Annotated in this window: 10 protein-coding genes, 1 tRNA gene and 2 rRNA genes; 8 read left to right on the top strand and 5 right to left on the bottom strand. The window is 58.7% G+C overall.

Going from position 1 to position 10,811, the window contains the following annotated elements; all coding sequences use genetic code 11:
* The 4 genes from G5315_RS06555 to G5315_RS06540 all read left to right on the top strand — a co-directional run.
* Nucleotides 1–142: ribosomal RNA gene (locus tag G5315_RS06555) — 23S ribosomal RNA — on the top strand; the annotation flags it as partial.
* 107 nt (nt 143–249) lie between these two features.
* Nucleotides 250–364 (top strand): 5S ribosomal RNA (gene rrf / locus G5315_RS06550).
* Nucleotides 365–461: 97 nt separating this feature from the next.
* Nucleotides 462–538: transfer RNA gene (locus G5315_RS06545), tRNA-Asp, on the top strand.
* 564 nt (nt 539–1,102) lie between these two features.
* Nucleotides 1,103–3,055 carry a ligand-gated channel protein gene (locus G5315_RS06540; RefSeq protein WP_421263062.1) on the top strand — a complete coding sequence of 651 codons (1,953 nt, stop codon included), beginning with the start codon at nt 1,103–1,105 and terminating at the stop codon, nt 3,053–3,055.
* 67 nt (nt 3,056–3,122) lie between these two features.
* On the opposite strand, the gene G5315_RS06535 is transcribed toward G5315_RS06540, so the two are convergent.
* The 3 genes from G5315_RS06535 to G5315_RS06525 form a co-directional block, all read right to left on the bottom strand.
* Complete coding sequence (locus G5315_RS06535) at nt 3,123–4,511, bottom strand: diguanylate cyclase domain-containing protein (protein WP_421332762.1); 1,389 nt, start codon at nt 4,509–4,511, stop codon at nt 3,123–3,125.
* A gap of 140 nt (nt 4,512–4,651) precedes the next feature.
* A complete protein-coding gene (locus tag G5315_RS06530) occupies nt 4,652–6,013 on the bottom strand; it encodes an ATP-binding protein (protein ID WP_021231762.1) in 1,362 nt (453 codons plus the stop codon).
* Between the two features lie 33 nt (nt 6,014–6,046).
* Entirely contained in the window at nt 6,047–6,769 is a 723-nt protein-coding gene (locus G5315_RS06525) for a response regulator (RefSeq protein WP_042052907.1), read from the bottom strand.
* Between the two features lie 199 nt (nt 6,770–6,968).
* On the opposite strand from G5315_RS06525, the gene G5315_RS06520 reads away from it, so the two are divergent.
* Nucleotides 6,969–7,316 carry a hypothetical protein gene (locus G5315_RS06520; protein ID WP_100652356.1) on the top strand — a complete coding sequence of 116 codons (348 nt, stop codon included), beginning with the start codon at nt 6,969–6,971 and terminating at the stop codon, nt 7,314–7,316.
* Nucleotides 7,317–7,492: 176 nt separating this feature from the next.
* Here the strand turns inward: G5315_RS06520 and G5315_RS06515 are convergent, their stop codons facing one another.
* Complete coding sequence (locus G5315_RS06515) at nt 7,493–7,912, bottom strand: hypothetical protein (RefSeq protein WP_421332761.1); 420 nt, start codon at nt 7,910–7,912, stop codon at nt 7,493–7,495.
* A gap of 99 nt (nt 7,913–8,011) precedes the next feature.
* Complete coding sequence (locus G5315_RS06510) at nt 8,012–8,926, bottom strand: LysR family transcriptional regulator (RefSeq protein ID WP_213390526.1); 915 nt, start codon at nt 8,924–8,926, stop codon at nt 8,012–8,014.
* A gap of 258 nt (nt 8,927–9,184) precedes the next feature.
* Between G5315_RS06510 and G5315_RS06505 the strand changes: the two genes are divergently transcribed.
* Genes G5315_RS06505 through G5315_RS06495 form a run of 3 tightly spaced genes read left to right on the top strand, consistent with a single transcriptional unit; the run spans nt 9,185 to nt 10,666 of the window.
* Complete coding sequence (locus tag G5315_RS06505) at nt 9,185–9,517, top strand: hypothetical protein (protein ID WP_013723379.1); 333 nt, start codon at nt 9,185–9,187, stop codon at nt 9,515–9,517.
* A gap of 30 nt (nt 9,518–9,547) precedes the next feature.
* The gene (locus G5315_RS06500) at nt 9,548–10,234 is read left to right on the top strand and encodes a pirin family protein (RefSeq protein ID WP_335830710.1); all 687 of its coding nucleotides are present in this window, start codon (nt 9,548–9,550) and stop codon (nt 10,232–10,234) included.
* Nucleotides 10,235–10,273: 39 nt separating this feature from the next.
* On the top strand, nt 10,274–10,666 hold the full coding sequence (locus G5315_RS06495; protein WP_005336513.1) for a DoxX family protein: 393 nt from the start codon (nt 10,274–10,276) through the stop codon (nt 10,664–10,666).
* Nucleotides 10,667–10,811 lie beyond the last annotated feature (145 nt).

Here is a 10,811-nt window from a genome sequence, read left to right as displayed (position 1 = left end):
GAAGCGAGCCCTGAGATGAGTCATCCCTGACCCCTTGAGGGTCCTAAAGGGCCGTTGGAGACCACAACGTTGATAGGCGGGGTGTGTAAGTGCAGCGATGCATTGAGCTAACCCGTACTAATTACCCGTGAGGCTTAACCATACAACACCCAAGAAGTGTTTCTGGCCTTGTAGCGAATGAGTGAACTACTAATTCAGTGATAATGACCAAGTCGTTATTCACGTCAGCTTTCTGGATTAAAGAATTTGCCTGGCGGCCATAGCGCCGTGGAACCACCTGATCCCATGCCGAACTCAGAAGTGAAACGCGGTAGCGCCGATGGTAGTGTGGCATTCGCCATGCGAGAGTAGGACACTGCCAGGCACCCAATTAAACGGTGATGTGAAGAATCACGTCACTGGCTGCGAGGATGACACCTCATAAGAAGCGGCAAATGATTTAGCGCAAGCTAACCGAATGCGGAGCGGTAGTTCAGTCGGTTAGAATACCGGCCTGTCACGCCGGGGGTCGCGGGTTCGAGTCCCGTCCGCTCCGCCACTAATTTGAAAGGCCTTCCCATCTGGGAAGGCCTTTTTGCTATGGGCGTTTTTGCCCAGTGATCCACAGTTTTGCACACCAGAACCAACACAAAGCCCAGTCTGACGACTGGGTTTTGATGTTTTAGCCTGCTGGTGAGCTGCCGACATCCCACCGCGATGGCAATACCTTCCCCCTGTTGGCGTTCTTGCTACTGTTTCCAGCTCTGTATCGCATCACACCCCACCTTGGCCATAGTGCATGACGATTAAATCAGGCCATCTTGCAACGGTACGTCATTGCTTCCGCTTGTTTGTTTAATCCCCTTGTTTGTTTATGGATTTATTCTATTAAAACAATCCCTTATCAAGAGTGAGCTGTTCTGCAGCAGGAATGCTATGCGAAATAAATGATAATGATTATTGTTTGAATGATCGGGTCGGGGTCGTTACAATGCGGGCTGATTAATAAAGTGCTTTTCAAATGAGCCTTTTCTAATGCTGCGTCTGGCCGGATGCTAGGGCGTTGTAATGAGTGAAGTAAGGGAATACGTCACCTTCCTACTAAAAATGTTCAGGCTAAAACATGACAACAGTGAAACCGAACAAGCTTGCCTTGCTGATCTGCTCCCTTCTTGCGACCCAGGCCTATGCTGCCAAACAAGAGGTGATGGTCGTCACCGCTTCCGGCTTCCAGCAGAAGATTGAAGACTCAGCTGCCTCCATCTCCGTGATTACCCGTGAGCAGCTGGAGAAACGGGCATATCGCGATGTGACCGATGCCCTGAAGGATGTTCCCGGTGTTGTGGTGACCGGCGGTGGCAGCAGCAGTGATATCAGCATTCGTGGTATGGGTTCGAAATACACCCTGATGCTGGTTGATGGCAAGAAGGTGGATAGCCGTGGCACTCGCCCGAACAGCGATGGTCCGGGTATCGAGCAGGGCTGGCTGCCGCCACTGCAGGCGATTGAGCGCATTGAGGTCGTCCGTGGCCCTATGTCATCCCGTTATGGTTCCGATGCCATGGGGGGCGTGATTAACGTCATTACCCGCAAGACCACCGGTCTGGCTTGGCAGGGCTCTGTTCACGCTGATTCGACCTTCCAGGAGAACAAGGATGCCGGCAATAGCTTCCAGACCGATGCCTATACCGCAGGTTCACTGATCGATGGCGTGTTGGGGCTGCGTTTCCACGGTCAGCTTGCTCATCGTGGTGAAGACAAATTTACCCAGGGTTTTGCCGAGCAAGAGACTCGCAGTGGCACGGCGGTGCTCAGCTTCAAGCCTGATGACCATAACCGCTTCGATCTGGAAGCCAGTCGTAGTCTGCAGGATCGGGATCGCACGGCCGGCAATTCGCTGGCTGCCAAGGCGAAAGATAGCCTTAACCGATACGAGCGCACCAACTATGCGCTGACCCATGATGGTCAGTATGATTTCGGCTCTTCCAGCAGCTATCTGCAGCAGGAGACCAACACCAATCCCGGCCGCCAGATGGAGCTCACCAACACCATCGCCGATACCCACACCCAGTTCATTCTGGGGGATCACTACCTGAGCGTCGGTGGGCAGTATCGTTATGAGGATCTGCACGATCAGGGCAATACCCTGAAAGTGGCCAACCCTGCCGAGCAGCTGACCCGCTGGAGCTGGGCGATGTTTGTCGAGGATGAGTGGTCACTCACTGACAGCTTTGCCCTGACCGGTGGCGCCCGCATGGATCGGGACCAGAACTACGGTTCTCACTGGAGCCCGCGCCTCTACGGCGTTTGGCATCTGGATGATAGCTGGACCCTGAAAGGAGGCGTATCGACCGGTTACCGCTCTCCTGACTTGCGAATGTCGGCGGCCAACTGGGGTCAGGTCACCGGTGGTGGCAGCCTGGATGGTATGCTGGTCGGTAACCCGGACCTCAAACCCGAGACTAGCGTGAGTGAAGAGATCGGCCTGCTGTGGAACGGTCATCAGGGCTTCAACGCCGGGGTTACCCTGTTCAACACCGACTTCAAGAACAAGATCTCCGAAGTGCGTCGCTGCACCAGCAAGAGTGATCCCGCCTGTACCCTCAATGGTCACAGTTATGACTTCATCAGTGATCGGGTCAACGTCGACAAGGCGAACATGCGCGGTGTCGAGGGGATGATGGATTGGGCCATCAATGAGGATTGGTCGGTCAGCTCCAGCTACACCTTTACCCAGTCCGAGCAGAAGAGTGGTCCACTGGCGGGTCATGCCCTCAACCAGATGCCCCGTCACATGTTCAACGGCAGTGTTGACTGGCAAACCACCGAGGATCTCAGCCTCTGGTCACGGGTAAACTTCCGTGGCGAGACCTCCGAGTACCTGAGCCGGGTCAAGATGGCGGAGGGGACTCCTTCCTACACCTTCTTTGACATGGGCCTGGTCTACAAGGCCAACAAGCATCTGGATCTGACCGCCGGGGTCTATAACCTGTTCGACAAGACGGTGGATTACAGCAGCTATGGCACTGTACTGGATGGTCGCCGCTACAACCTGGGCGTGACCTACAACTTCTGATAGGGAACCTGTCATGCGGCCGCCATCTTCCGATGGTGGCCGTTTTTATTGCGCGTCCGTCAGGGTGCTATGCCTGATAGGAGGCGGCTTGCCAGGTATTGCGCCCCCGTCCCTTGGCCTGATACATGAGGGCATCAGCCTGCCGTAGTAGCTGGTCGGCATCAGCCTCTCTCTCTGCGGCTACCCAGACTGCCCCGGTGCTGATGGATAGTGTCACTGCACTATTGTCGGTGTACAGAGTTTGTTGATTGCACTCCTGACAGAGGCGTTTGGCCCACTGCTCTGTCTCTGCCAGCGTGGCCAGCGGCAGCAGCAGGCAAAACTCCTCGCCGCCGATGCGGGCCAGCAGAGCCTCTTCGGGCAACAGGTTGGTCACAGTCGTGGCCAGCTTTTCCAGCAACAGATCCCCGATGCCATGACCAAAGCGGTCATTGGTCTCCTTGAAGTGATCCACATCGAACAGCAGCAGAGCACAGGGATCCCCACTTGCCAGCTGTTGCTCCATGGCAGGCATGAATGCCCGTCGGTTGAGCAGGCCGGTCAGGGGGTCGGTACTGGCTTGTTTCTCCAGTCTGGCGTTGGCGCGGCTCAACTCGGTGGTGCGGCTGGCAACGGCGCGGCGCAATTGCACTATGTAGGCCACCATGATCAATGCCCCAGCAAGCAGTAGCCAGGGACCGAGATGGATGGGGTAGACGGTTTCGACATGCATCCACTTGCGGATGATCCGCTCCCGATCGCTCTCTTTGAGCTTGGCGAACCCCTCTTCCAGCCGGTTTAACAGGGCAAGGTCGCCCTTTCTCACTGCAAAGCGGATCTGGTCAGTATAGAGGTGGCGAACCGGAATAAAGCGGGTGGGATCGTCCGAGGTATAGATGTAGAAGTTGGCGACCTGCAGATCGGCGATAAAGGCCTTAATGTCGCCCCGAAAGGCCGCCGCCAGCAGGGCGTCATTGTCGTCGAAGGTCTGCAGTCTGGTGCCGGGGAAGTAGCGTCTGGCGTAATACTCCTCGTAGCCACCGGCTACCACACCGACCGTTTCATGGAGCAGGTAGTAATGTACATCGGTGCCGCGCAGTTCGCTCGAGAAGAAGAGTTGGGAGTCGAGCTGGGCGAGAGGCCGGCCATAGTCGAACAGTTTGTCCCGCTCCGGTGACCAGAGCAGTCCGGCGTGAACGTCCGCTTTCCCCTCATGGAGCAGGTCGAGGGAGCCTTGCCAGTCGACCAGCCTGAACTCGATCTTCTGGCCGGTCACCCTGGCATATTCACGCCACAAATCGATCAGCAGGCCATCCGGCTGGCCCGACTCATTGATATAGGAGAAGGGCTGCCAGGCTTTTGAGTTGGTAATGATGATCGGCTCTTCCGGGGCTTTGGCCCGGGCAGGCAGGGCAAGGGCGAGCAGCAGGAGCCCCCACCCGATACTGACTATGACTCCTGTCCTGGAAGAGGCCATCCTTGCTCCAATCCGTTGCCGTATACCGTCCCGTGGTCACCGATTATCACCGCCTTTCTCATCGAAGAACAAGCGCTCAAATGATGAAGTTTGCATGATGCAAATGGCGCCATGACAAGGCTGGCGGATAGAGTAACTACTTACAGCGGCAGGCTGATCCGCGCCTCCAGTCCCCCCTGTGGCCGATTGAGCAGGGTCAGCTCGCCGCCGTGCTGATGGACCAGGGTGCGGGCGATGGAGAGCCCCAACCCGACACTGCCGGACTCGGTGTTGCGCGCTTCATCGAGCCGCACGAAGGGTTTGAACACATCCTCGAGCCGCGCCGGATCGATCCCCGGCCCGTTATCGCAGACCCGGATCAACAGCTCCTCCTTGCGCCGCTCCAGCGACACTTCGGCGCTGCCGGCATATTTGATGGCGTTGCCGATCAGGTTCTGCAGCACCCGGCGCAGGGTGTTGGCCCGGCAGGCGTAGACCTCTTTGCCCTCCGCCAGACAGGTGACCGGCTGGCCGGTATCGGCATAGTCATCGCACAGGCTGACCAGCAGGCTGACCAGATCCAGTTCGCGGGTCGCCTCCTGCTGTCCCTCCTCGCGGGCAAAGCTGAGGGTCGCGGCCAGCATCTGCTCCATCTGTTGCAGGGTCTGCTGGATGCGCTCCTTGTCCTCGCCATCGGCCAGAAACTCGGTGCGCAGCCGCAGGCTGGTGATGGGGGTGCGCAGATCGTGGGAGATGGCCGCCAGCATCCGGGTTCTGTCCTGCACGAAGCGGTCGAGCCGGGTGTGCATCCGGTTGAAGGCCTGAATCGATTCGCGGATCTCGGTCGGCCCCTCCTCTTTCAAGGGCTCGATATCCTCGCCCCGCCCGAGCCGCTCCGCATTGCCTGCCAGCTGCTTGAGCGGGCGGGTGGCGCGACGAAACAGCAGCACCATCAGCCCGATCACCAGACTGGCGACCAGCATCAGGTTGAGGGTTGTCTGCCACGACCAGCTACCCGCCTCCTTGTCGACCAGCGAGCTGAACTGCAGCCAGCCCCCCTGCGGCAGTTCGATGGAGCCGTAGAGCCGCATATCCCGCGGCGGTGGAGGGCCCTTGCGATCCCGCATCATGCGGGCATGATGTTCCCACGCCTTGCTGCGCTGGGTATCCTCCTTCAGTTCGGCACTGATCTCGACGGTGAGGCCGGGGGGATAGTTGAGGCGCGAGCGCACCAGCTGCTCGAAGCGGGGGCTGCGGTTATCCGGTTGCAGCGGCTCGTCAGAGAGGCGCAGCAGCAGGGTCTCGCTGCGGCTCGCCTTTAGGATCTCGTCATAGAGGGACGGGGGGGAGAGGGAGAGCAGCCTGACCACCGAGATGATCCGCTGCATGGCGTTGCGGCTGTTGACGAAGCCGAGCGCCTCCTCCCGATCCGTGCGGTAGATCTGGATACTGAGCAGCTGGATCAGGATCAACCCTGCCAGCGCCACCAGAATGATCTGGCCGGTCAGCCCCTTGGGCCACATCCGTGCCCACAGTCGTCGCAAGGTGCCCACTGCTTAAACCTGCGTCACGTCGGCGGAGAACATATAGCCGCCACCCCAGATGGTCTTGATCAGCTCCGGATTCTTGGGATCCCGCTCCAGCTTGCGGCGCAGGCGGCTCACCAGAGTATCGATGGCGCGATCAAAGGCCACCGCCTCGCGGCCACGCGCCAGGTCCAGCAATTGATCCCGGCTCAGCACTCGCTGCGGGCGTTCCAGAAACACCTTGAGCAGATCGAATTCGGCAGTGGAGAGGCTGAGGCCCACCCCATCCTCATCGACCAGCTCCCGACGATTGACGTCGAGCAGCCAGCGATCGAAACGCAGATCCCGGGTCAGGGTTTCGGCGGCGGGTTGGTTATCCGCCTGGGTGCGGCGCATCACCGCCTTGATGCGCGCCAGCAGCTCGCGCGGATTGAAAGGCTTGGCCAGATAGTCGTCGGCCCCCATCTCCAGCCCTATGATGCGGTCGGTCTCTTCCCCCATGGCCGTGAGCATAATGATGGGCAGGTTCGATTTGACCCGCAGCTCGCGGCAGAGGGTCAGACCATCTTCACCCGGCATCATCAGATCCAGCACCAGCAGGTCGAACTCCCGCTCCTCCAGCAGTCGCTTCATCTCCTTGCCATCCCGGGCGCAACTGACCCGAAGGCCGTGCTGCTCCAGAAAGCGCTTCAAGAGATCGCGGATCTCGCTGTGATCGTCGACCACCAGAATGTGGGTGTTGCCCTGGTTCATGAATACCTCCCCTGCTTGGCGTTGGCCCGAGTATACGAAAATCCGGACGGCGGTTTGTGTCAAAGTGTGCCAGATCCGCACGATGCCACACTCTGCTACAAAAAAGGGCGATGCTGGCAAAGTTCAGACACCGACAGGGTGTTTACTTGAGGGCAAGGCAAGAGCGCCGAACCAGAATCATCCCTACAGGAGATAGACCATGAAAAAGCTGACCAAAACCCTGCTGACCGCCACCCTGATCCTTGGCCTGCCGCTGGGTGCCTATGCTGCCAGTGAAGCGGCCCCCACCGGCCAGCCCGGTGCCATGGTGGATTGCCCGATGGACGGCGGCATGATGGGTGGCAAACACCACGGTGGCCGCCACGACAAGATGGCCCGCATGCAGAACATGACCCCGGAGCAGATCCAGGCCAACCTGCAGCAACGTTATGACCGCATTGAAGATCCTGCCAAGAAGGCGGAGTTCATCAAGAAGCTCAACGAGCGTGCCGCCGGTATGACCAAGCACGCCGAAGCGATGAAGCAGTTCGCCGAAGCGAACCAGTAACTACGCCCGCTGTTAAAACCAAGGGTGGCCGAGGCCACCCTTTTTGTGCTTACTGCGTTGAGCTGCAGATTGGCTGAACGCTGGTGATTGCCAATAAAAGAGGGGGAGCCTGATGCTCCCCCTCTTGCTATCTGTGCCGGTACGGGTGTGCAACCCACTTCACCGGACGAGCGAACTTAGCCTTGAGCCTTGTCGGTCAGCTCTACTTTCTTGACGGTTTCGCCTTCGAACTTGATGACCACGTTTTTCTTGGCGGCGTCGGTATCTTTCAGCAGGGTTGTGGTTGTCTCTGCCAGCAGCGGAGAAGCCTTCTTCAGGGCATCCAGATCATAGGTCCACACTTCCAGACCGGATTCAGTCTTGGTGGTGGCAGGAGAGCCCAGCTTATCTTTGACTGCCTGCTTGTTGGAGCCGCCTTCCTTGATATCCAGTGCCTTTTTGATGGCTTCGTTGGATGCGCTGTCCATGGCACCGGATACGGCAGTGCTGGCCGCATCCTTGACGCTGCTGGTGACGCTGTCGGTCAGCGAGTCCATCAGGCCGGCATTGGCAAACAGGGGCAGGGTGGTGAGGGCAACCAGCAAACTCTTTTTCATTTTCTACAGCTTCCATGGGTTCAATGAGGCGGCTATGAAATCAGCAAAGATATTGGGCGTCAAGTGAGGCATGCAATTAACATTTCTGTTAACTGGATCTCATTTCTCACCAGTTGCAAATAGTTTTGGTATCTCCCGCACCAGCCAGCTTTTGGCCTTGCCCATGGTGTCTCGCCGCCAGGCCAGTACGACCTGCAGCTGATGGCGATATTCGGGGCTGATCACCTTGAGCCGTCCGGCTCGGATGTCCTCCTCAATCCAGCTCTGTGGCATGGTACCGACGCCGATCCCTGCCAGCAGGGCATCCCGTTTCTCCGTCATGGTGCTGACAGTGAGGCGCGGCTGCTTGTCGAGCAGGCGGTAGGTGAGCACCGGCTTGCGCAGGGCGGTATCGGCGACGGCGATGGCGCGGTAGCGGCGCAGGGTCTCGTCGGCCAAAGGTTCGGGCTCCTGATGTAGCGGGTGAGCGGGATGTGCGACGTAGAGCATCACCTCGTCCTTGATCACCTGATGCTTGATGCCGGTCATCATGATGTCCGGGTTGATGGAGGAGATAAGCAGGTCGGCGCGACCATCTTCCAGACACTCCCAGCTACCCGCCAGCACCTCGGCCCGCAGCCGCAGTCGGGTATCGGTCTGCTCGGCCAGCTTCTCCACCAAGGGGTAGAGGGCCTGCACCGGGACCAGCGCATCGACGGCGACTGTGATGTCGGTCTCCCAGCCACGGGCCAATGCCCGGGTCTCGCCCACCAGATGCTCGGCTGCCTCCAGCAGCACCCGGCCGCGCTCCAGCAGCATGCGCCCCGCCGGGGTGAACTTGGTGCGGTGGCCGCTGCGGTCAAACAGCATGGCATCCAGTTCGTCTTCCAGCTTCTGCACCGTGTAGCTCAATGCCGAGGGCACCTTGCCCAGCTCGTCGGCCGCCGCCGCAAAGCTGCCGCGGCGGTCGATGGCGTCCAGCACCCGGATTGCCTCCAGGGTCAGCGCCCGCTCCTTGTTCGATTCCTTGGCCATTCCTCACCTTCAATTTTTTTGAATATGTTTGCCAGTTTATCTCGCTAACAAGTTAGGTCATGTCACTTTAATATTCAATCAACGCTTAGGCAGGAACGTCGAGCGGCCAAATATGCGGGTAGTTCCGCACTGTGACACACCAAATCGGTCTGTCTGACGTCGGTGAAAGAACAACACACTATTTGAATAACCTCTTGCATGGATGCATTGATTCTGGCCGAAAAGGCCTTGGCAATGACATATAAAACAAGAGAGTGAATGAACATGAAAAACGTAATCAAGATGCTGGCCGTTGCAGGCCTGATGACCACTGGTTTCGCCCAGGCTTCCGTACCGGCTGACTTCAATGCCATGCCCGGTGTGCTGTTTGTGAACTGGAACGCCACTGCCGCAATGGATGGCAAAGCCAATCCGATGCTTGAAGTGCGTGACGAGTCTGGCGATCTGCTGGCATCGGTCCACGCCAACCTGACAGGCACCCAGCAGGTGCGGATCCCGAGCCGTACCCAGGGCAACCTGACCGTCAGCCTGGCTGACCAGAGCAGCGAATACCGTATTCCGTTCGGCATCGGTAGCGGCAAACAGCGTTAATCAACCGTCCCGGTAGGTGAGGAGCACACCATGATGCAATTGAGAGCCGCAGAAGCGCGGGGCAAGGCCAACTTTGGCTGGCTGGACGCGCGCCACAGTTTCTCCTTCGGTCACTACTATGACCCGGAGTGGATGGGGCACTCGGTACTGCGGGTGATCAATCAGGATCTGGTTGCGCCGGGTGGCGGATTCGCCACCCACCCTCACGCCAATATGGAGATCCTCACCTGCGTGCTGCAAGGCACCATAGAGCACAAGGACAGCCTCGGCCATGCCGAGCAGATCCCGGCAGGGGATTTCCAGCTGATGAGCGCAGGCAGCGGGATCCGCCACAGCGAGTACAACCCCTCGCAGACGGAACCCCTCTCCCTGTTGCAGATCTGGATCGAGCCGAATGAAGTCAGCACGCCACCCGGATATCAGCAGAAGAAGATCGAGTCCAGACCGGGTATGACGCTGGTGGCGTCACCGGATGGCGAGGCGGGATCCTTCGTGATCCGCCAGCAGGCCCGCGTATGGCGGCTGGAACTGGCCCCGGGCGAGACGCTCGAATGGGCACTGGCTGGCCGACACGGTTACCTGCAGATGATTTCAGGGGAGTTGACCGCCAACGGTCTGGCTGCCCGACCCGGCGACGGGGTACTCAGTCGTGATGAATACCGGTGGGAGCTGGTTGCGACCAGTGCCAGCCAAGCTCTGTTATTTGACCTACCCTGAAGCAGTCAGCGGTGATGTGACACAAACGAGGAATATGAAATGGACAAGATGAAAGATGTAGCGCTGCTGGCGGGTCGTGTACTGCTGGCGCTGATGTTCGTAATGGCGGGCTGGAGCAAGATCGGCGGCTATGCCGGTACTCAGGGCTATATGGAAGCGATGGGTGTACCCGGCTTTATGTTGCCGCTGGTGATCCTGCTTGAGCTGGGTGGTGGCCTTGCCGTCGTGCTCGGTCTCTTTACCCGCAGCCTCTCCGTGCTGCTGGCCGGTTTCACCCTGATGGCTGCCTTTATTTTCCACTACCAGCCTGCCGAACAGATGCAGATGCTGATGTTTATGAAGAACGTCTCCGTCGCCGGTGGTTTCCTGGCGCTGGCGGCGGCCGGAGCAGGGGCTTTCAGTGTGGATGCCCGTCTCGGCAAAAACTGGTAATGCCCTGAAGAGTCAAGTTTTCCAATGCCTTTTGGCCGGTGCCCTGCACCGGCTTTTTTCTGTCTGCGTTTTCCGGGGCGATGAGGCAGCTGCACAAATCTGCGGTCCCCCTCATGGTTCAACGGTTTGCCCGCCTGCTGGCCAC

The sequence above is a fragment of the Aeromonas sp. 603607 genome (assembly GCF_049171595.1).
GTDB classification, from domain to species: domain Bacteria; phylum Pseudomonadota; class Gammaproteobacteria; order Enterobacterales; family Aeromonadaceae; genus Aeromonas; species Aeromonas veronii.
The sequence above is the reverse complement of the archived record's forward strand: the minus strand, read 5'-3'. Positions and strand labels throughout refer to the sequence as shown.